Genomic DNA, 19,155 nt, shown 5'->3' with positions numbered 1-19,155 from the left:
TGCTGTCTGCGATCGCAGCCCGCCCTAGTTTCTGCGCCGATGATCAAGCCCGAAGACCTGCTCAGACCGACGCCCGAGGGGCTCTATTGCCCGCCCGGCGGCTTCTTCATCGATCCCGTCCGGCCGGTCGAGCGGGCGCTGGTCACCCACGGCCACGCCGACCACGCCCGGCCCGGCAATCAGAAGGTCATGGCCACCCGCCAGACGCTCGACATCATGGCGCTGCGCTATGGCGAGGATTTTGCCTCCGAGCGGCAGGTGGCAGAACTCGGCGAGAAGCAGCGGATCGGCGATGTCACCGTATCGTTCCATCCGGCGGGCCACGTCCTCGGCTCGGCGCAGATCGCCGTGGAATGGCAGGGGCTGCGGATCGTCGCCTCGGGCGACTACAAGCGCCGCGCCGACCCAACCTGCGCCGGCTTCGAGCCGGTCCCCTGCGACGTCTTCATCACCGAGGCGACCTTCGCCTTGCCGGTGTTCCGCCATCCGCCGACCGCCGAGGAGGTCGACAAGCTCCTCGTCTCGCTGAAGCATTTCCCTGAACGGGCGCATCTCGTCGGCGCCTATGCGCTGGGCAAGGCGCAGCGGGTGATCAAGCATCTGCGCGAGGCTGGCTACGACCGGCCCATCTACATCCACGGCGCGCTGAAAAAACTCTGCGACTACTATCAGAGCGAAGGCGTCGATCTCGGCGAGTTGCGGCCCGCCACCGTCGAGGGCGGCAAGAAGGGCGACTTTGCCGGCGCAGTGATCGTCGGCCCGCCCTCGGCCTTCGCCGACAAGTGGGCGCGGCGGTTTCCCGATCCGGTGGCGAGCTTTGCCTCCGGCTGGATGCGAGTGCGCCAGCGGGCTCGCCAGCGCGGTGTCGAACTGCCGCTGATCATCTCCGACCACAGCGACTGGGACGAGCTGACCGAAACGATCGGCGATCTCTCGCCGCAGGAACTCTGGGTGACCCATGGCCGCGAAGAGGCCTTGGTCCGATGGTGCGAACTGCGCCAGATGCGCGCCCGGCCGCTGCATCTCGTCGGCTATGAGGATGAGGCGGAGTAGCAGCGGCTGCGACGCCCCGGGAGCGCAGATTGACTGGGCGGTGTAGGCATTTTTCACTATGGCCGCTCGAGCGCAAGTTGCTTTCCCCGCCACGGACAGTACGGAGCGACGCTTGCTCAAATTCGCTCTTGCCAATTTACATTACGTGTTATATAACGCGTTATCAAAATCGGGAGTGACGCTTTGACGGAGGATGTGGTTCGCGCATTGGGGCTTCTATGTCTCGGCACGCGGTTGAGGCGGGTCGGCGAGAGGCTGCAGGCCGATACCGATGCGATCATCGCGGCGCGCGGGCTCGAAATCAGCGCCAGCCAGTTTCCATATCTCGCCAGCCTCGACCGGCTGGGGCCGCTGACACTCGGCGAACTCGCGACGTCTGTCGGCGTCAGCCAGCCGGGCGCGACCCGCAGTGTCAATGCGCTGATCAGGCAGGGTTACGTCACCGCCGAGCCGGCGGCCGACGACCAGCGCCGCAAGATCATCGCCCTGTCGGAAAAGGGCCGGCGCACAGTCGACATCGGCAAGAGCGAACTCTGGCCGCGCGTCACCGCAGCCGTCAGCGATCTCTGCACCGACCTCGACGGCGCATTGCTGGCACAGCTCGACACCATCGAAGCAAGGCTCGAGGCGACGCCGCTGGCAGATCGCGCCGGGCCGCCGAAAACAAGCGAGGCGTGACATGAATGAAGGCCTCGACCGCCCGATCTGGCGGGCGCTCACCACCCGCCACCGCCATCTCGCCGTTGGCGGCGAGATGGCCCGGCGCTATCCGCCGGATGTCAGCGCCTTCACCGCGACGCCTGACGATGGCGAGGCGGCGATGAGCGCGCTGGCCGATCTGGCGCAGCCCGGCACGACGATGCTCTTCCTGCAGGCCGATCCGATCCTGCTGCCGCCGCGGCTTGTCACCACGAAGACGGCCGAGGGCGTGCAGATGGTGGCCGAACGGCCGTTTGCCGCCTTCGAGGACACTCGTGTCGCGCCGCTCGGGCCGGAGGACGCCGAGGCGATGCTGGAACTTGCCGAACTCACCAGGCCCGGGCCGTTCTCCCTCAAGGCGCAGAGTTTCGGCGCATTCTGGGGCGTGAAGTCCGAGGGGCGCCTGATCGCCATGGCCGGCGAGCGGCTGAAGGTACCGGGAATGACCGAACTCAGCGGGCTCTGTACCCATCCGGACGTGCAGGGCAGGGGGCTCGGTACGTTGATGTTCACCTATGTCGCGGGCCGGATCTCCGCTCGCGGCGAGGGCATCTTCCTGCATGCCTACGCCTGGAACGAGCGGGCGATCAGGCTCTACGAGACGCTGGGGTTTCGCCTCAGGACACCGATGCACATCGCCTTCGTCGAAGCCGCCTGAGCGCCGCCGTTGCTGCAGGAGCGGATTGGAACGCGACCGCCCGGCGGGCGTTCTGCCTGCAACAACGAAAGGAGATTCTCATGAATTGGGACCAGATCGAAGGCAAGTGGAAGCAGTTCAAGGGCAGCGCCAAACAACAGTGGGGCAAGCTGACCGACGACGATCTCGACCGGATCGACGGCAACAAGGATGTCCTCGCCGGCCGGCTGCAGGAGCAGTACGGGATCGAGAAGGAAGAGGCGCACCGGCAGATCGACGACTGGATCGCCGGCCGCACCAAGCACTGACGGCCCGTCAGCACCTGTATGAAAGAGCCTCGCGCCGGACGGCGCGGGGCTCTTGTCGTTTCAAGGCGACAGGATCCCGTCAGCGCCCCGCCGCCGAGGCGATCCGCCCGAATGGAGGACCGTCTGACGGCGATCCAAGCGCCGCAAGATCTTGCGCCGCCGAGCGGCTGCCGAGGGTGGCAGCGGTCTCGAACAGCGACCTTGCCCGCGCTTCGTCCCGGGAAACGCCGAGACCGTCGCGATAGAGCATCGCCAGATTACGGGTCGCGGCGGCGTCGCCGCGCTCGGCACCGAGGCTGAACCAGCGGAAGGCTGCATCGGCATCCTTTCCGACGCCGTCGCCGCGAAGATGCAGCGCACCGAGCCGGTTGGCCGCTTCGCCGTTTCCGGCCGTGGCGGCGCGTTCGAGCCAGCGGACGGCGAGCGCCGGGTTTCTTGCCGCGCGCCCTTCGTCGAGATGGGCCTCAGCCAGCATCGTCATCGCAGGAACCGAGCCGGCTTGCGCCGCCCGCTCGAACCAGCGAAGCGCCTCCGGCCGGTTCTCGTTGACACCGTCGCCGTGCCAGAGGTCGAAGCCGACATTTGCCACAGCCACCATCAGCCCTTTACCGGCGGCCTTTCGATGCAGCAGCGCGGCCCGCGCCGGGTCGCGGTCAGGGCCGGATTTGAGGAGATTGGCGAGATTGTTCATGGCGACGGCCTCGCCTGCCCTGGCAGCCGCCTCGTACCAGCCCCTCACCTCGCCAGGTTCGAGTTCCTTGCCGATCCCCGCCGAAAGGGCGGCCGCCAGCATGGTCTGGGAAGGCGCATCGCCTGCTTCGGCCGCTTGGCGAAGCCAGCGGAGGGCCTCGGCCGTGTCCTGCCGCTCGCCGTTCCATAGGAGCAGCGCGAGGTTGCGGGCCGCGAGCGTCTGACCTCTTTCCGCCGCGCGCCGGTAAAACTCGGCAGCCTTTTCGAGATCCCGAGCCACGCCGATGCCGCCGACATGGCGCAAGGCGAGATCGTTGAGAGCATCGCTGTTGCCTTGTCCGGCGGCTTTGCGCAGTCCTACCAGTTCGTCGGTGCCGCCGACAGGTTTCCCGTCGGCGGTGATTGCAAGCCCCCAGCCAGACGCGTCGACAGCGACCGCCTGAAACCCGTGGGCGGGGAGCGCTTCGCCGTTCAGTGCCAGCAAGCCGGGACGAACGACCAGCCTGTCGTCGCCGACGGTGACGAGGACGCCGCCGCCGGCGGAATGCAGACACCGGGCGGAACAGCCGATGACCGTCACGGTCACACTGCCGGCGCTGGCGGTCTGGGCCGGATCGGCGCCGGCGGGAAGGACCGAGCCGAGCAAGGCAGCGATGGCCGCCGCAGCGGCGAACGCGATAGCCCGGGGGCTTGAGCGCAGCTGTCCGATGCGGCCGAACGCTGTTTCTCCCGCCGTCTCCTTCTCCGCACGGGCGTTCCGCCGTCCCATCCGTCTCCTCCCGGTTGCCGGGAACCCATTGCGGCCATTCACCGACGGCGGCAGCCGCAGATCGCGAGCCATTTGCCGCGAAGGGTTGCAGAAGAAGGTGAACAGCGCACTAAACACCTCGCGCGACGCGGGCCGATTGTTGCCGCGCCGGACGGTCATCGCGCGGCTCTGCCCTAGAATGCTGGCAAGGCACCTGATGAGACCGGAGACCCCCATGACCAAGATCGTCTTCCTCGACCGCGAGACCATCGGCCCTGATATCGAGCTGACCAAGCCGTCGGGCGGGCACGAATGGGTCGAATATGCTTCGACCAGGCCGGAGGAGGTGGTCGAGCGGCTGCGCGGGGCGACGATCGCCGTCACCAACAAGGTGCCGATCCGGCGCGAAAGCCTCGAGCAGCTGCCGGACCTCAAATTCGTCACCGTCGCGGCGACAGGCTACGACGTCATCGACATCGAGGCCTGCCGGGACAAGGCCATCCCGGTCTCCAACGTCCGCGGCTATGCCGAGAACACCGTGCCCGACCATGCGATGGCGCTGATCCTCGCGCTGTCGCGCTCGATCCCCGGCTACCGGCAGGACGTCATCGACGGCGAGTGGCAGAAGGCCGGCCAGTTCTGCTTCTTCAACCATCCGATCTTCGATCTTTCGGGCCGGAAGATCGGCATCATCGGCGAGGGCGTGATCGGCCAGGGCGTGGCGAAGCGCGCCTCGGCTTTCGGGATGCAGGTGATGTTCGCCGCCCACAAGGGGGTCGATGGGCTGGGTCCGCTCTATACCCCGTTCGACGAGGTGATCGAGACCGCCGACGTCATCACCCTGCATGCGCCGCTGACGCCGAAGACGCGGGGCGTGATCGCCATGCCGGAATTTCGCCGCATGAGGAAGAAGCCGCTGATCATCAACACCTCGCGCGGCGGCCTCGTCGACGAGGCGGATCTCGTCCGGGCGCTGAACGACGGGCTGATCGCCGGCTTCGGCTTCGACGTCCTCACCAAGGAGCCGCCCGCGCCGGACAATCCGCTGTTGACGGTGCTCGACCGTCCTAACGTCATCGTCACGCCGCATGTCGCCTGGGCAAGCAACGAGGCCCAGACCGAGGTCTGGCGACAGGTGGTCGAAAGCATCGACAAATTCGTCGCGGGCGACCCGGTGCGGCGGGTGTTGTGAGCGCGGCTTATCGAGACGCTCCACCCCGCTACCCCCCTCTGCCTGCCGGCATCTCCCCCTCAAGGGGGGAGATCGAACCTCGTTCGGGCGCATTCGCCCATTCGGCTGCAGCGCAGGCTGCTCAGGCGGCTGAGAATGGTCGCGCAACTTCAAAATCGCCGATCTCCCCCCTTGAGGGGGAGATGCCGGCAGGCAGAGGGGGGCGTTGCACATTTCGACGGAGCCGAGCCGTCGGTCCTCGGATTTCGCCGCGAAGCATGACCCTTCCTGTTCCGCTCCCTACGCCGGGATGCGGATCAGCGCGCGAAGGCCCCCGAGAGCGCTGTCGGACAGAAGAATGTCGCCGCCGTGGGCTCGTGCGATGTCGCGGGCGATCGCGAGGCCAAGTCCGGTACCGCCGGCGTCGAGATTGCGCGCGGTGTCGAGCCGCACGAAGGGCTTGAACACCTCCTCGCGCTGATCGGCGGCGATGCCTGGGCCGTTGTCCTCGACGACGATGGAGAGCCAGCGGGCGTCGTGGGTGACGGTCATCTGCACCCTGTCACCATGCCGCAGGGCGTTGGCGACGAGGTTGGAGATCATCCGGGTAAAGGCATCCGGCCGCACGGTGACGCGCGAATCGCCGTTGATGTCGAAGCTCAGCGCCTTGCCCTTCAACTCCGCCTCGGCCTCGAACCGCTCGACCAGCGGCTCGAGGTCGATCTCGGCGACGTCCTCGCCGGCCTCGCCCTTGGCAAAAGCGAGATAGCCCTCGAGCATGCGCTGCATCTCGTCGATGTCGTTGTTGAGCTCGTCCTGGTCCTCGCCCTCGCCGAGCAGCGCGAGTTGCAGGCGGAAGCGCGTCAGCACCGTGCGAAGGTCGTGGCTGACGCCGGAGAGCATGCGCGTGCGCTGCTCGATCTGGCGCTCGATGCGGTCGCGCATCTGGATGAAGGCGACGGAGGCCTGGCGAACCTCGGAGGCGCCGCGCGGGCGAAAATCCTGCGGCATCGGCTTGCCGCGGCCAAAATCGTCGGCGGCGGCTGCGAGCGCCTGGATCGGCCGGATCTGGTTGCGCAGGAAGAGGACGGCGATGACCAGCAGCACCAGCGAGGTGCCGACCATCCAGATCAGGAAGATGTGGGTGTTCGAGGCATAGGCCGAATTGCGCGGCGCGAACACCCTGAGGATGCCGTCATCGAGCCGGATGCGGATCTCGACGATCTTGGAATTGCCGACGGTGTCGATCCAGAACGGCCGGCCGATCTGCTTGATGAGCTCGTCCGACAGGATGCCGTCGAGAATGTTGAAGAACGGCTTCGGCGCCGGCGGCGGCAGCGGCCCGGGAGGCAGCAGCGAGATATTGAGATCGAGCCGCTCCTGGGCGATGGCGAGGATCTCGTCGAGATTGCCGCCGTTCTTGTTCATCTCGATGAGGTCGACCACCGCGGCGATGTTCTCGACCACCGCCTCGGACAGGCGCTCGGTGACCATCGCCCAGTGCCGCTCCATGAAGACGACGGTGACGACGCATTGGAGGAGGATCATCGGCGCGAGGATGATGATCAGCGAACGCGGATAGAGCCCCTTCGGCATGAAGCGGCGGACCAGCCGCGGGATCGGCCGCAGCGGGCCGCGCCAGATGTCCAACCGGCTCGGCGTCCGACTGACCATGCATTCGACGAAGCGGGCGATGCGCGCCGAAGGCAGCCGCGCCCGCAGCTCGCGCAGCGTCATCTTGCGGCGGCGATCGGATCGCGATCGAAAAAGGCGGTCGATGAACGTCATGGCCTTACAATTGCACTTCCTGGCAACTGCGGATCGATCATTGATCCGCCTAGCTGACCTGTTCGGGCGGGTAAACGGCTGCGCGTCGATCCATCTTCGGCAGAACGCCCGAGATGGCTCGAGGAGGGCCCAGAGGTCCGACTGTTAGATCGCAGACGATGCATCGAGAAGGGCGAGCAGCTTGATGCGGAATGCGGCGACTTTCGTGCTGGCGGCCTCGAGCTCGGCATCGGTCGGCAGAGGCGCGGCCGTCACCGGATCGTCGTCGGGATAACGGTAGGCCGTCCCCCAAGGAGACATCGGGACCAGCGCACGAGCGTCCGCGTTGAGCGGGAAGCCCGGAGGGAGAAGGTTCGCACATAGTCGTAGGTCATGTCCGCCTGATCCCCGTGGATAGGCGATCCCCAAGTGGACCAGTGCGGCCTTCAGCAGTTTTTCTGCCGCCTGCTGCAGGTGATAGGCCGCAATCTCCTCGTTGATGTCCGGGTCCGGTTCGAGAGATCGGCGAACCGCATCGATATCCGCCTCCGCCTTGGCGATCCATGCCCGGGCTCCCGCGCTCATGCAGGGTCCTCGTGAAATCGCGCAAAGTCCAGACTGCCGACGATCGGCTGTCCGTCCCTGAGGATATCGTGGCTGACGCTGTTCACGTCGGACGCGCGAGAGATGAAGACCGAGCGGCGGATCGGATAGATCTGCACGGGCAGATCAAATTCCGAAACCTCGCGCCAGAGATCGACGGCATTGTATCGGCCGGGCAGAACGTCGTCTGGAAGGATTGCGCAAAGATCCCAGTCGCTGCTTGGGCTCGCGTCACCCCGCGCGCGGCTTCCGAACAGGACAACGGCTTCTGCGCCCGTATGCCTCGCAAGATGGTCGGCGACGCTTTGCAAGCGCCGGGCCGTGTCACTGCCGAGCCGGCGAAGCGGCAGACTGACTTCCTGCATCGCACTTACTCACGTTCGGGCCTCAACCTCTAACATATGACGGGGCCGCGTCCCGCACAAACGCTCGGGTGGGGTGGCCACGGACACTCATCGAGCGCCGAATGCTTGGTGCCCGCACAACCGGCCTCGTCGAGTTGCTCGGCCATGCGTTCGAGGATCAATCGGCACCGCGCGACCACTGCGATCGGAGCCCAGCGTTCCTCAATCGATGTTCAGCCGGTAGCCGATGCCGCGCACCGTCTGCAGCCAGAGCGGATTGGTCGGGTCCTGCTCGATCTTGCGCCTCAGGCGGTTGATCTGGACGTCGACGGTGCGCTCGCCGACTTCGCTCTCCTCGCCGAGCAGTTCGAGCCGGGGGATCGTCTCGCCGGCCTTGGCGGCGAACTGGCCCATGATCTCCTGCTCGCGCTCGGTCAGCCGGATGACCTCGACGCCGCGCTTCAGCTCGCGACGCGACAGCGAGAAGGTGAAAGGGCCGAAGCGGACATGCTCGAGTTTCGAGACCGGCTGGGGCGATCCGCGCTTCAGGATGTTGTTGATGCGCAAAAGCAGTTCGCGCGGGTCGAACGGCTTCGGCAGGTAGTCGTCGGCACCCGCCTCCAGCCCCTCGATCCGGTCGGCGGTCTCGGAACGCGCGGTCAGCATCAGGATCGGCGCATCGCGGGTCTTGCGGATCGAACGAACGAGTTCGATGCCGTTTTCGCCGGGCATCATCACGTCGACCACCACGAGATCGAAGTCGAGGCCGCTTAAGATGCGCCGGGCCTCGGCGGCGTCCGCCGCGACCGAGACCCTGAAATGCTTCTCGGCGAGGAAGCGGGAGAGCAGCGAGCGGATGCGCCGGTCGTCGTCGACGATCAGAATGTGCCTGGCGTCATCGCCGATGATGGCGGACGCGTCCCCGTCAGGGCCTTCGGTCTCGGTCATTCGGGGTCTTTCCAAGTGATGTCCTTGCGCTCGAACCAGTCGCGGGCGGAGGCCCGCTCGGAGGCCATCGCCTTCAGGAAGGCCGCAATCGGCCGCATATCCTCGTCGCTCGTCTGGGCGAGGGCGGCGTCGATCCGGCGGACCTGCGCCTCCGACAGTTCGATCGCCAGCGCCCGGCCCTTGCGCGTCGGGTAGAGGCGGCGCTGGCGGCGGTCCTCGTCGCCGGGGATCTGGCCGATGAAATCCTCGTCGATCAGCTGGCGCAGGACGCGCGACAGCGACTGCTTGGTGATCTGCAGGACGTCGAGCAGTTCGGCGATGGTCAGGCCGGGCTCCCGGTTGACGAAATGCAGCACCCGGTGATGGGCACGCCCGAAGCCGTAAAGCGCCAGGATTTCGTCCGCATCGGCGGTGAATTCCCGATAGGCGAAGAACAACAGCTCGATGACACGGAAATCCAGCGAACCGAGAGTCGGAAGCGGTTCGCGCACGATTTCGCGCTCCTCGTTCCGGCTCGGGTCGCTTCGTACGGCCGAAGTGTCCATAAGATAGGTCAGCACCATTGACGTAATTGGGCTTTATTGTTACACCGCCGCCCTGGATGTGGAAACCGCGCGATACCGCCCTGGCGGCACCGAGCAGATACCATCAATCGCCGTCCTTTCGCACTGCTTTGCCTGATTGTGCCCGCACTGCGATGCCACGTCCAACGGCAATCTAGGGAGAGCGCCCGTTTCGTGGCGCTGATAACACCATGAGCGCGGTTCCATTCGACCAACGCGACGGCGAAATCTGGTTCAACGGCGAATTCGTCGCCTGGAAGGACGCCAAGATCCACGTGCTGACCCATGGTCTGCATTACGCGAGTGCGGTCTTTGAAGGCGAGCGGGCCTATGCCGGCGAAGTGTTCAAGCTGCGTGAGCACACCGAGCGGCTGATCGAATCGGGGCGGATCCTCGGTTTCAAGGTGCCCTACACCGCCGACGAGATCGATTCCGCCACCAACGAGCTCCTCCGGCGGCAGGGCTTCTCCGACGCCTATGTCCGGCCGATCGCCTGGCGCGGCTCGGAGATGATGGGCGTTTCGGCGCAGAACAACCGGATCAATGTCGCGATCGCGATCTGGCAGTGGCCGAGCTATTTCGATCCCGAGCAGAAGATGAAGGGTATCCGGCTCGACCTTGCCGAATATCGCCGGCCCGATCCGAAGACCGCGCCGTCGCGTTCGAAGGCGGCCGGCCTCTACATGATCTGCACCATCTCCAAACACGCCGCCGAGGCCAAGGGCTATGCGGATGCGCTGATGCTCGACTGGCGGGGCCAGGTCGCCGAGGCAACGGGCGCCAACGTCTTCTTCGTCAAGGACGGCGCCATTCACACGCCGAAGGCCGACTGCTTCCTCGACGGGATCACCCGCCGCACCGTGATCGATCTTGCCCGCCGCCGCGGCATCGAGGTCGTCGAGCGCGCGATCATGCCGGAAGAACTCTCGGGCTTTTCCGAATGCTTTTTGACCGGCACGGCGGCCGAGGTGACGCCGGTTGCCGAGATCGCCGACTGGCGCTTCACGCCAGGCGAGATCTCGCGCCGCCTCGTCGACGACTACGCATCCGAGGTCACGCCGAAGCGCGCGGCTGCCGAGTAGGCAGGCCGAAGCGGCCGGAGATGCCGGATCGACGGTGAGAATACGAGGCGCGTGCCAGAGCGGTGCGCGCCTCTTTCGTTTGGAGGCCCGCTCAGTGCAGCGTCCGCGGCACGGTCTTTGGCGGAACCCCGTCGTCGACCACCCGCTGGCGGTGAAACAGGAACAGCCCGGCGACGATGATGATCGCCGCGCCGAACAGCACCTGGGGCGTCGGCAGGTTGCCGAAGAAGGCAAAGCCGAAGACCGCCGCCCACAGAAGCAGGGTGTATTGCAGCGGCGCCAGTGTCGAAGCCGGAGCGAGCTTCAGCGAGCGGGTGATCAGCATGTGCGCCGAACAGGAAACGACGCCGAGCAGGAGCAGCGCACCGAGATCGAGAGCGGAGGGCGTTTCCCAGGTGGTCACCGAAAAGACCACGCCGGCGACGAGGGCGGCAAGGGTCTGCCAGCCGACCAGCGTCGCGTCGGACGTCTTGCGCAAGATCCGCGCCAGCACCAGCGTCATCGCGAAGGAGAGGCTGCCGGCAAGCGCGAACAGCGAGGCCAGAGACAGCGAGGCGGCGGAGGGGCGCAGCGCGATCACCACGCCGACGAAGCCGACCGAGATCGCCAGCCAGCGGCGCCAGCCGACCTTCTCGCCGAGAAAGATGTGCGAGATCGCCGCCACATAGATTGGCCCGGCCATATAGAAGGTCATGACGTCGGCGAGCGGCATCGTCGCGACTGCCGCGTAGAACAGGCCGGTATCCGCCGTCGCGAACGCCGCGCGGGTGATCTGCAGCCCTGGCCTCTCGGCCGCAAACAGCGCCGCCTTGCCCTGACGAAGCAGAAGCGGGCCGAGAATGAGGAACGCGCCGACGGAGCGCACGAGCAGCACCTCGCCGACCGAATAGCTCGCGACAAGCCATTTGCCCATCGCGTCGTTGAGCGCGAACATGAAGTCGCCGACGAGCATCAGGATGACGCCGAGCGCGACGGGACCGACAATGGGAAGGGCTGGTGCGAGACGCGTGGTCATCGAGGGGCCTGAAGCTGCGGCGAAGACCCTCAAGCGAGCGATCGATCCTGGCGCCGGTCGCGAGTGGGCGCAGAAGATCCTCGAAAGGCGTCCAGCATGTGGGGAACGGCAGGCGCATTCCCGCGCCGGCGCGTTTCGCTCTAGAAGCCTCGGGCGACTTCGGCAACTGCTTTCGGTAGGTCGGGTCGCATGTCCTCAAATCTGAAAGCACGCCATGATCCCCTGGGAGCACCTCGCCACCGCTGAAATCCCCGGCACCGCCGGCGAGATGAGGCTGATGCGGCGGGGCAGCGAATATTCGATCATGCTCGGCCCGATCGAGCTGATGAACAGCCGGCTGTCGGGGTCGGAGGAGGCGCTTGCCAGGCTTTCCTGCGAAAAGATCGCCGGTCGGCCGGCACCGACGATCCTCGTCGGCGGCCTCGGCATGGGCTTCACCCTGCGAGCGCTGCTGGCAACGGCTCCCGCCGACGCGCGCATCGTCGTCGCCGAACTCGTGCCGGCCGTCGTCGAATGGGCGCGGGGCCCGATGGCGCACATCTTTGCCGGCAGTCTCGACGACAAACGGGTGGAGATCGTCGTCGAGGATGTCGCCTCGGTCATCGGCGCGGCCGGGTCTCGCTTCGACGCCATCCTGCTCGACGTCGACAACGGTCCCGGCGGCCTCACCAGCGAGGCGAACGACGCGCTCTATGCGGCCAGGGGGCTCGGCGAGGCACGGCGGGCGTTGCAGCCCGGCGGGGTGCTGGCCGTCTGGTCGCAGGGGCCGGACGAAAGGTTCGCGTCGCGGCTGCGGAACGGTGGCTTTGCGGTGGAGGAGGTCCGGGTCAAGGCGAATCGCGGCAAGCGCGGCGCGCGGCACGTCATATGGTTCGGAACGCGTTGAGAGATTTGTCCTGGATCCCGGTCTCCGGCTGGGTCAGTAATGCGCAACAAAATGGTTGCGTATTTCGAAATTGCGGACTACGAATAGGCAATCAGGAGGTTGCCTATGAGCACGATCACCGGAAATGAGATCCGCAAGACCATCGACCTCGCCGCTCCGATCGAGCGGGTCTGGCGGGCGCTGACCGATCACAAGGAGTTCGGCGCCTGGTTCAGGGTTGCGCTGGAAGGGCCCTTCGTCGTCGGAGAAGAGACGCGAGGCCGCATCACCTATCCCGGCTACGAGCATGTGGAGTGGAAGGCGAAGATCGTCGCCATGGAGCGGCCGCACCTCTTTGCACTGACGTGGCACCCATATGCGGTCGAGCCGGATGTCGACTATTCCGCCGAGGCGCGGACCAGGGTCGAGTTCCGGCTCGATCCGATCGACACCGGCACGAAGCTGACGCTCGTCGAAAGCGGCTTCGACGGCCTGCCGCCCGGCCGCATGCCGGAGGCGATGCGCATGAACGAAGGCGGCTGGGACATCCAGATGAAGAACATTCGCGCGCATGTCGACAGCTGAGCCGGTTCCTGCGCCGGACGTCGTCTTCGCGGCGCTGGGCGATCCGACCCGGCTTTCGCTGGTAGCGCGTCTCAGCGACGGGCAGAGCCGGTCGATCGCGGTCCTTTCCGCCGACACCGAGCTGACGCGGCAGGCCGTCACCAAGCACCTCCGGGTGATGGAGGAGGCGGGGCTCGTCGAAGTGGCGAGGGTGGGTCGGGAAAGCCGCTACACCTTTCGGCCTGTCGCGCTCGATGCGGCGCGCGCCTATCTCGAGATGGTTTCGCGGCAGTGGGACGACGCCCTCGGACGGCTGAAGAGTTTCGTCGAGGAGTGAGGCGCCGGGTCGTGTCCGATTTGCCTCACGATGGCAGGATGGTTATGCGGAGAGGCAGACGTCTCGCCGATGCGGCGCCAGCGTCACGTCCTTCCATGCCTGACAAGCCGGAGCCTCAATTGTCCCAGCTCAGTGCCGAGATCGTGCCTGTCACCCCGTTCCAGCAGAATTGCTGCATCCTCTTCGATGCCGAGGAAAAGGTCGGGGTCGTCATCGATCCCGGCGGCGACGCCGAGGTGATCGCTGCGGCGGTGAAGGACCTCGGCGTCACGGTGAAGGAGATCTGGCTCACCCACGGCCATCTCGACCATGCCGGCGGGGCGATGGACCTGAAGGCGCTTCTCGGTGTCGACATCGTTGGCCCGCACAAGGACGATGCGAGGCTGCTCGCCTCGATCGAGGATCAGTCGAAGATGTTCGGTGTCGCTGGCGGCATGAAGAATTGCACGCCCGACCGCTGGCTGGAGGAGGGCGAGACTCTGACCTTCGCCGGCCACGACTTCGAGGTCTATCACACGCCGGGCCATGCGCCGGGTCACGTGATCTTCTTCAACCGGGCGGCGGCCTTCGCCCATCTCGGCGACGTGCTCTTCGCCGGCTCGATCGGCCGCACCGATCTTCCGGGCGGCGACCACGCAACGCTTCTTTGCTCGATCCGAGACAAGGTCCTGCCGCTCGGCGACGAGGTCGGCTTTCTCTGCGGCCACGGCCCGGGCAGCCGGATCGGCGACGAGCGCCGGACCAATCCGTTCCTGCGCTGAGGCTGCGGACCGTCCTTATTTCAGGCCGTTATCCCTCGTGCCGACGCGATAGGCGCTGCTCTGGTAGTCCCGCGCGATGCGGATGATCTTGGCGCCGCCGCTCGAGATGGTTTCGATGCCGGAAGCCGGGATCGGCCGGCGATCGAGGCGCTCCGTCTCGACGTCGATGATCTTCGGGCCGGTCGGCAACGGCCGATAGCTCGGGCTGTCGCGGAAGCCCTCCGTCGGCAGCCGCTGGTAGGAGCCGCGATTGCCGGGCTCGTAGCCGACGTCGGTGGCGATGAAGGCGAACGAGCCGCGCTCGCTGAGATCGATCGGCTCAACGACGACATGGCGCCAGTGGCCGCTGGTATTGCCGCGCAGCACCGTGATGCCCGCCCGGTGTTCGATGACCGGCACGCCGCCATCTTCGATGAATTCCTCGCGTTCGCCGGTCGAATAGATATCCGGCGCGGTGCCGAGATTGTCTTCCCGGGCATCCTCGAGCGTGTCGTCGCCCGTCAGCCGATCGATGCCGCTGATCGACTGGATACGGCCGCGCTCACCGTCCTTCCCCTCCCTGGAGCGTCGCGGCAGCTGGATGCGAACGGCGCCGCCGTCGCGCAGATAGCGCTGGTCGCCTGGGGCCTTGCCCGAAACGTGATGACCGCTATCGCCGGCACTGGCCTGGCCGGCAAGACCGATGGCCAGTGCTGCCGTCAAGATGGCCGTCGCGGAGAAAAGGCGAGCCATGGGCTGCTCCCTGAAAGTAACGCTTCATTAACCTTTCAGAGGTGTAGCAGGTTTCGTGCCAGCGCGTTTGCGCCATTTCGGCACGATTTTGCGGCTGCTCCGTGCCAGAACGAAGCAGTTGTTAGCGATCCGGTAACGATATGGAACGCGGGCGGCCTGCCTGATGCGACGGCCGGCAGGGCAGGCTCGGGTGTGGACGGAAGGCGGTTTGTCTGGGAGCGGCGGGAGGCACTGGCGCCGGCAGCCGCCGATGCTCACAGCATCGACCCGAAAATCGGAACCGATTTTCTAAAATGCACGATGCGTATGTTCGATAACTGAGAGCCTCCCTTGTGCGTCCATTCGGACGCACGGCGCTCTAAAGCGCCAGGATATGGTTGTCCCATTCGAGATCGGAGGTCGTCGGGCGGTCGTCTTCTTCCAGCCGCAGCATGGCGCCGCGGCCGCTGGTGGCGAGGAAGCCGTCATCGTCCGGGGCAAGCCCGCAGCCGTCCGTCAGGCGCAGCCGCTGCAGCTTCCGGCCCGTTGCAGCGTCGAGGATCATCACCGTGCCGCCGACCGGGGAGGAGACGGCGATCCGCTCGCCATCGCGGCTGACCGCGACCGAACCGATATAGTTCGAGAGGGACGCGAGATCGGCGGGGCGGAACTCGTTGAGGGTCAGCGGCCGTCCGGCCTCGGCGAAACCGACGAGCGGCGGCGAATCCGAGGCGGCGCCCTGATACTGTCCGCCGAACCAGACGCGTTTCTTCGCATCGATGGCCATGTGGTGAAGCGACAGCTTGTGGAGATGCTGCGGCAACAGCTGCTTGTCGATGAGGTCGCCGGTCCTGCGGTCGATGAAGACGATCGAGGGTTCCATCGTCGGAATGTTCAGCATCTGCCGACCGTAGTCCGGATGGGTCTCGATGCCGCCATTGGCGATGACGATGGTCTCGCCGTCCGGCATCAGCAGCGCCTCGTGGGTGTCCATGCCGTGGGCGTCGAACTCGCCGATCCGCCTGTAGCCCGCCGCAACGTCATAGACGGCGACGAGGCCCTTCGCCGCGTCGTAGTCGTGCTCCGTCGCATAGAGCAGTCGGCCGTCCGGCGAGAAGAAGCCGTGGCCGAAATAGTGCCGGCCCTCAGGCGAGGTCAGCGTCTTCACCGTCTCGCCGGAGGTCGGGTCGAAGACGACGGCGAAGGTGCGCGGCCGGCGGGCAAAGACGACGGCGCGGCCGGACGTCGGATCGAAGGCGACGTCGTGGCCGCGATCGGGCAGTGACACCGTCGAGACGATCTCGCCGCGATCGGTGAAGATGGCGCAGCCGAAGCTGCCGTCGCGTTTCAGGCAGGACGCGCCGAACAGACCCTCGGCCCGCTCGAAGGCCTCGGCGCCGCGCGGCGAGAGGCCAGTCGCGAAAGCGGCGCCGGCACCGATCAGGAAGCTGCGGCGGTCGATCAGCGCGCTCTTAGCCGGCGTGTCTCGATGAAACAGGCGCATCGTCGCTGCTCCCTCTGTCATTTCATGCTTTGGGTGATGCGGGGTCAGTCGCCGTCCAGCGCGGAGAAGCCGGCTGAGAGGCCGAGAAGCGGCGAAAGCTGGCCGGCGAACTGGCTCTGCAGGCTGTCGGTGACGATCAGCAGATAGGTGAGGTTCTGGCGATCGGCCTTGGAGGCGACGACCTTGGTCAGCGGCGGCGACAGCTTGTCGAGGGCCATTTCGGCGTTCTCGAACTCGAAGGCGATCGAGTCCTTCAGATAGGCGTGGGCCGGCGGCAGCAGCGTGGCCATGTCCGAGCTGGTGAAGAGGTCCTTCATGCCGGCGAAATTCGCCTGCAGCGAAGCCAGTGTCAGCTCCGACCGGTGGAACAGGAAGAGCTTCGGCTTGGCGCTCTTCTCGTTCTCGCCCATCGCCGGATTGAGCCGCAGGTCGCGGATCGCCTCGAAGCCGTTGATGAAAACCCCGACGATCTCCTTCAGGGAATCATCGGCGCTGCGATAGGCGGGATCGTCCTCATTCGGGTTGGTGAGCCGCTCGACGATGCCGCCCTCGTCCTTCGCCCAGTCGTCCGAGATCGCCCGGCCGAGACGCTCAAGATTGCCGCCGATGGCCGCGCCGAAGCGGCAGCGGAAATTGCCGTCTCGTGTCGAAAGCGTCTCCGCCCCGGTGCCATAGAGGACATATTCGAGTGCCCCGAGGCCCTGGACGGCAACCGACTTGCCGGCAAGCTCGTCCGGCGAGGTGGCGCTCTCGTCCTTGTCGGCGAGGATCGCCTGCACCTGCTTCAGGCCGATGCTGCGGCGGTCGGGGAAGAACAGGATGCGCGAGCCGCGATTGTCGTCCATCACCGGGCCGAACTGGATGAACTCGATCCTCGACCAGCTGCGCACGAGTTCGGCGAAAGCCTCCCGGGCGCCTTGGACATTCTCGCCGTTCGGCAACGAACAAAGGTCGTCCATCGCGCCCCTGGTCTCTTCGGCCGCATCGGCGAAGGCGGCGTAGCCGGGGCGGATCGTCCCGTCGACGGCGTTCCAGACGACGTCGAGCTTCTCCTCGCGGGTCGCCTTGGAAACCTCCGGCGCGCTGTTTTCCTGTGCCTGTGCCTGTGGCGGCAGGACGACCAGGCAGAGAAGCGTCGCGAGAATGGCCATCGCGAACCGCATGCCAAGGGCGGTCGTCGGCACGGCAGTGCTGCGATTTTCGAAGCGGGGTTGTCTCATAGGGACTCCAGAAATGCGTGCAGCGCGTCGCGGTCGGCTTTCGCCATTGCCGCATAGGCGTCGCGGGAGGCCGCGGCCTCGCCGCCATGCCAGAGGATCGCCTCGGTGAGGTTGCGCGCCCGGCCGTCATGCAGGAACAGCGTATGGCCGTTCACGGTCTTGGTCAGCCCGATACCCCATAGCGGCTGGGTCCGCCATTCGTTTCCGGAGGCGTCGCCCACCGGCCGGTGATCGGAGAGGCCTTCGCCCATGTCGTGCAGCAGGAAGTCCGAATAGGGCCAGATCAGCTGGAAGCGCTGGGCCTTGTCCGCCGCCTTCTTCGAGGTGACGAATTTCGGCGTGTGGCAGCTGGTGCAGCCGGCGTCATAGAACAGCTTCTTGCCGCGCAGGACCTCCGGGTCGCCGACATCGCGGCGGGCGGGGACGGCGAGGTTGCGGGAATAGAAGGCGACGAGGTCAAGGATCGGATCCGGCGCCTCGACGTCGCCGAGCCGTTCCTGAACGCCGGAGGGCGCGTCGCGGCAGACAGTCTGGGCGATCGAGCATTCGCCGAAGGCGTCGGTCACGAGCGGTGTCGAGATGCCGATGTCGCCGGAAAACGCCTCTGCGCTCTGGACCTTGATCGACGGGACCGTTGCCTTCCAGCCGAAGCGGCCGAGGACGAGTTCGCCGGTCTCCGGATCGCGGGCCATCGAGGCCTTGCCCGAAATGCCGTCCCCGTCGGCGTCGTTCGGATCGGCATTCGAAAGGATGTCGGCGGGTTCGATCGCCTCGACGAGGCCGAGGCCGATCATCGGCGGCGCCACCCGCGGCGAGAGCATCACGTCGTCCTCCATCGGGCCGTAGCCGAGATCTGCGACCGAATAGGTCGGATGACGCAGATTGACGACCGTGCCGTCGCCAAGCGTCACCGGCTCCTCGCGATAGGTGACGACCATGCGGCCTTCCGGCTTCAGGCCGCCGACCGCGAAGTTCTGCAGCTGGCCGCCATAGGTCGGCTCTGGGATGCGGGTGAATTCATGGGAGGCGAGTTTGGCGCGGTCTTCGGCGGTCTTCGGCGGCACCGACAGGCGCAGAAACATCGACACCGCCGGCTCGTTCGGCCCCGGCGGATGGCCGCGGCCGTCCTTCAGATGGCAGGACTGGCAGGAGCGCGAATTGAACAGCGGCCCGAGGCCGTCGGAGGCTTCGGTGGAGGAGGGCGAGGAGACCCACAGCTTGCGGAACAGCGCATTGCCGAGCTTGAAGCGATCCTCGCCCTCGAAGGTCTGGTTCGCCGAAACCTGGCTGAAGGAGTCGCGGTTGACCATCTTGGTGGAGGTCGTCGCGCCGGCCTGCATCAGCTCGAATTTCTCGGGCTGCGAGAAATCCGTCGTCGGTTTGGCGACGGCGCGGACGCGGGCGAGGTCCTTTCTGGAAAGATCCTGCCGGACGGGCCTGTCGAGGCCGAGACTTTCGGAAAGCGGAATGGCGGCGGGCAGGAGGATCATGCCGGCCAGGAGCGTCACTCGCGTGGCGAAACGCATCTTTTCGCGTCCCTATCCATTTCAACGGCCGAAGGGCCG

The 19,155-nt window shown here is 66.3% G+C and carries 21 protein-coding genes; 10 read left to right on the top strand and 11 right to left on the bottom strand.

Annotated features, from left to right (window positions below):
- Window positions 1-42 precede the first annotated feature (42 nt).
- The 4 genes from E3C22_RS05930 (at window position 43) to E3C22_RS05915 (ending at window position 2,697) form a co-directional block, all read left to right on the top strand.
- On the top strand, window positions 43-1,053 hold the full coding sequence (locus E3C22_RS05930) for a ligase-associated DNA damage response exonuclease (RefSeq protein ID WP_134761830.1): 1,011 nt from the start codon (window positions 43-45) through the stop codon (window positions 1,051-1,053).
- Between the two features lie 183 nt (window positions 1,054-1,236).
- Window positions 1,237-1,731 carry a MarR family winged helix-turn-helix transcriptional regulator gene (locus tag E3C22_RS05925; RefSeq protein WP_134761093.1) on the top strand — a complete coding sequence of 165 codons (495 nt, stop codon included), beginning with the start codon at window positions 1,237-1,239 and terminating at the stop codon, window positions 1,729-1,731.
- A gap of 1 nt (window position 1,732) precedes the next feature.
- On the top strand, window positions 1,733-2,410 hold the full coding sequence (locus E3C22_RS05920) for a GNAT family N-acetyltransferase (protein ID WP_134761092.1): 678 nt from the start codon (window positions 1,733-1,735) through the stop codon (window positions 2,408-2,410).
- 80 nt (window positions 2,411-2,490) lie between these two features.
- Entirely contained in the window at window positions 2,491-2,697 is a 207-nt protein-coding gene (locus tag E3C22_RS05915) for a CsbD family protein (protein ID WP_134761091.1), read from the top strand.
- A gap of 79 nt (window positions 2,698-2,776) precedes the next feature.
- Here the strand turns inward: E3C22_RS05915 and E3C22_RS05910 are convergent, their stop codons facing one another.
- Window positions 2,777-4,519: an SEL1-like repeat protein gene (locus E3C22_RS05910; RefSeq protein WP_245514871.1), complete on the bottom strand. Its 1,743-nt coding sequence runs from the start codon at window positions 4,517-4,519 to the stop codon at window positions 2,777-2,779.
- Here E3C22_RS05910 and E3C22_RS05905 point away from each other — a divergent pair.
- On the top strand, window positions 4,482-5,327 hold the full coding sequence (locus E3C22_RS05905) for an NAD(P)-dependent oxidoreductase (protein ID WP_167591646.1): 846 nt from the start codon (window positions 4,482-4,484) through the stop codon (window positions 5,325-5,327). The two genes, E3C22_RS05910 and E3C22_RS05905, sit on opposite strands and share 38 nt — an antisense overlap.
- A 279-nt stretch (window positions 5,328-5,606) precedes the next feature.
- Here the strand turns inward: E3C22_RS05905 and E3C22_RS05900 are convergent, their stop codons facing one another.
- The 5 genes from E3C22_RS05900 to E3C22_RS05880 all read right to left on the bottom strand — a co-directional run bounded on the left by E3C22_RS05900 (window position 5,607) and on the right by E3C22_RS05880 (window position 9,513).
- On the bottom strand, window positions 5,607-6,980 hold the full coding sequence (locus E3C22_RS05900; RefSeq protein ID WP_425364961.1) for an ATP-binding protein: 1,374 nt from the start codon (window positions 6,978-6,980) through the stop codon (window positions 5,607-5,609).
- A gap of 258 nt (window positions 6,981-7,238) precedes the next feature.
- Entirely contained in the window at window positions 7,239-7,658 is a 420-nt protein-coding gene (locus E3C22_RS05895; RefSeq protein WP_134761087.1) for a HEPN domain-containing protein, read from the bottom strand.
- The gene (locus E3C22_RS05890; RefSeq protein WP_134761086.1) at window positions 7,655-8,041 is read right to left on the bottom strand and encodes a nucleotidyltransferase domain-containing protein; all 387 of its coding nucleotides are present in this window, start codon (window positions 8,039-8,041) and stop codon (window positions 7,655-7,657) included. The genes E3C22_RS05895 and E3C22_RS05890 overlap by 4 nt, the downstream gene beginning before the upstream one ends.
- 201 nt (window positions 8,042-8,242) lie before the next feature.
- On the bottom strand, window positions 8,243-8,968 hold the full coding sequence (locus tag E3C22_RS05885) for a response regulator (RefSeq protein ID WP_134761085.1): 726 nt from the start codon (window positions 8,966-8,968) through the stop codon (window positions 8,243-8,245).
- Window positions 8,965-9,513: a MarR family winged helix-turn-helix transcriptional regulator gene (locus E3C22_RS05880; protein WP_134761829.1), complete on the bottom strand. Its 549-nt coding sequence runs from the start codon at window positions 9,511-9,513 to the stop codon at window positions 8,965-8,967. The genes E3C22_RS05885 and E3C22_RS05880 overlap by 4 nt, the downstream gene beginning before the upstream one ends.
- 209 nt (window positions 9,514-9,722) lie before the next feature.
- Between E3C22_RS05880 and E3C22_RS05875 the strand changes: the two genes are divergently transcribed.
- On the top strand, window positions 9,723-10,613 hold the full coding sequence (locus E3C22_RS05875; RefSeq protein WP_134761084.1) for a branched-chain amino acid aminotransferase: 891 nt from the start codon (window positions 9,723-9,725) through the stop codon (window positions 10,611-10,613).
- Window positions 10,614-10,704: 91 nt separating this feature from the next.
- On the opposite strand, the gene E3C22_RS05870 is transcribed toward E3C22_RS05875, so the two are convergent.
- Window positions 10,705-11,628, bottom strand: coding sequence for a DMT family transporter (locus tag E3C22_RS05870; protein ID WP_134761083.1), 924 nt, complete (start codon window positions 11,626-11,628; stop codon window positions 10,705-10,707).
- 214 nt (window positions 11,629-11,842) lie between these two features.
- Here E3C22_RS05870 and E3C22_RS05865 point away from each other — a divergent pair, with 214 nt between their 5' ends.
- The 4 genes from E3C22_RS05865 (at window position 11,843) to E3C22_RS05850 (ending at window position 14,155) form a co-directional block, all read left to right on the top strand.
- On the top strand, window positions 11,843-12,514 hold the full coding sequence (locus tag E3C22_RS05865) for a spermidine synthase (protein ID WP_134761082.1): 672 nt from the start codon (window positions 11,843-11,845) through the stop codon (window positions 12,512-12,514).
- Between the two features lie 105 nt (window positions 12,515-12,619).
- Window positions 12,620-13,078 carry an SRPBCC family protein gene (locus E3C22_RS05860; RefSeq protein ID WP_134761081.1) on the top strand — a complete coding sequence of 153 codons (459 nt, stop codon included), beginning with the start codon at window positions 12,620-12,622 and terminating at the stop codon, window positions 13,076-13,078.
- A complete protein-coding gene (locus tag E3C22_RS05855) occupies window positions 13,065-13,394 on the top strand; it encodes an ArsR/SmtB family transcription factor (protein WP_134761080.1) in 330 nt (109 codons plus the stop codon). The genes E3C22_RS05860 and E3C22_RS05855 overlap by 14 nt, the downstream gene beginning before the upstream one ends.
- 119 nt (window positions 13,395-13,513) lie before the next feature.
- Window positions 13,514-14,155, top strand: coding sequence for an MBL fold metallo-hydrolase (locus E3C22_RS05850; RefSeq protein ID WP_134761079.1), 642 nt, complete (start codon window positions 13,514-13,516; stop codon window positions 14,153-14,155).
- A 15-nt stretch (window positions 14,156-14,170) separates the two neighbouring features.
- Here the strand turns inward: E3C22_RS05850 and E3C22_RS05845 are convergent, their stop codons facing one another.
- From E3C22_RS05845 to E3C22_RS05830, 4 genes are all read right to left on the bottom strand, one after another.
- A complete protein-coding gene (locus tag E3C22_RS05845; protein WP_134761078.1) occupies window positions 14,171-14,857 on the bottom strand; it encodes a hypothetical protein in 687 nt (228 codons plus the stop codon).
- A 388-nt stretch (window positions 14,858-15,245) separates the two neighbouring features.
- Window positions 15,246-16,370, bottom strand: a complete 1,125-nt coding sequence (locus tag E3C22_RS05840; RefSeq protein ID WP_245514809.1) for a DUF1513 domain-containing protein — start codon at window positions 16,368-16,370, stop codon at window positions 15,246-15,248.
- Window positions 16,371-16,414: 44 nt separating this feature from the next.
- Window positions 16,415-17,590, bottom strand: coding sequence for an imelysin family protein (locus E3C22_RS05835; RefSeq protein WP_134761076.1), 1,176 nt, complete (start codon window positions 17,588-17,590; stop codon window positions 16,415-16,417).
- Window positions 17,587-19,116: a di-heme oxidoreductase family protein gene (locus E3C22_RS05830; protein WP_134761075.1), complete on the bottom strand. Its 1,530-nt coding sequence runs from the start codon at window positions 19,114-19,116 to the stop codon at window positions 17,587-17,589. Before E3C22_RS05830 ends, E3C22_RS05835 begins: the two co-directional genes overlap by 4 nt.
- Window positions 19,117-19,155 lie beyond the last annotated feature (39 nt).

This window comes from Jiella endophytica, from assembly GCF_004519335.1.
Taxonomy (GTDB): Bacteria; Pseudomonadota; Alphaproteobacteria; order Rhizobiales; family Rhizobiaceae; genus Jiella; species Jiella endophytica.
The sequence above is the reverse complement of the archived record's forward strand: the minus strand, read 5'-3'. Positions and strand labels throughout refer to the sequence as shown.

What these genes read in the sequence shown, in the direction of transcription:
- E3C22_RS05835 (WP_134761076.1), bottom strand. Translation starts at nt 17,590, where the DNA reads ATGAGACAACCCCGCTTCGAAAATCGCAGCACTGCCGTGCCGACGACC.
- E3C22_RS05895 (WP_134761087.1), bottom strand. Translation starts at nt 7,658, where the DNA reads ATGAGCGCGGGAGCCCGGGCATGGATCGCCAAGGCGGAGGCGGATATC.
- E3C22_RS05840 (WP_245514809.1), bottom strand. Translation starts at nt 16,370, where the DNA reads ATGCGCCTGTTTCATCGAGACACGCCGGCTAAGAGCGCGCTGATCGAC.
- E3C22_RS05870 (WP_134761083.1), bottom strand. Translation starts at nt 11,628, where the DNA reads ATGACCACGCGTCTCGCACCAGCCCTTCCCATTGTCGGTCCCGTCGCG.
- E3C22_RS05865 (WP_134761082.1), top strand. Translation starts at nt 11,843, where the DNA reads ATGATCCCCTGGGAGCACCTCGCCACCGCTGAAATCCCCGGCACCGCC.
- E3C22_RS05880 (WP_134761829.1), bottom strand. Translation starts at nt 9,513, where the DNA reads ATGGACACTTCGGCCGTACGAAGCGACCCGAGCCGGAACGAGGAGCGC.
- E3C22_RS05875 (WP_134761084.1), top strand. Translation starts at nt 9,723, where the DNA reads ATGAGCGCGGTTCCATTCGACCAACGCGACGGCGAAATCTGGTTCAAC.
- E3C22_RS05920 (WP_134761092.1), top strand. Translation starts at nt 1,733, where the DNA reads ATGAATGAAGGCCTCGACCGCCCGATCTGGCGGGCGCTCACCACCCGC.
- E3C22_RS05855 (WP_134761080.1), top strand. Translation starts at nt 13,065, where the DNA reads ATGTCGACAGCTGAGCCGGTTCCTGCGCCGGACGTCGTCTTCGCGGCG.
- E3C22_RS05915 (WP_134761091.1), top strand. Translation starts at nt 2,491, where the DNA reads ATGAATTGGGACCAGATCGAAGGCAAGTGGAAGCAGTTCAAGGGCAGC.
- E3C22_RS05900 (WP_425364961.1), bottom strand. Translation starts at nt 6,980, where the DNA reads ATGGTCAGTCGGACGCCGAGCCGGTTGGACATCTGGCGCGGCCCGCTG.
- E3C22_RS05830 (WP_134761075.1), bottom strand. Translation starts at nt 19,116, where the DNA reads ATGCGTTTCGCCACGCGAGTGACGCTCCTGGCCGGCATGATCCTCCTG.
- E3C22_RS05885 (WP_134761085.1), bottom strand. Translation starts at nt 8,968, where the DNA reads ATGACCGAGACCGAAGGCCCTGACGGGGACGCGTCCGCCATCATCGGC.
- E3C22_RS05860 (WP_134761081.1), top strand. Translation starts at nt 12,620, where the DNA reads ATGAGCACGATCACCGGAAATGAGATCCGCAAGACCATCGACCTCGCC.
- E3C22_RS05890 (WP_134761086.1), bottom strand. Translation starts at nt 8,041, where the DNA reads ATGCAGGAAGTCAGTCTGCCGCTTCGCCGGCTCGGCAGTGACACGGCC.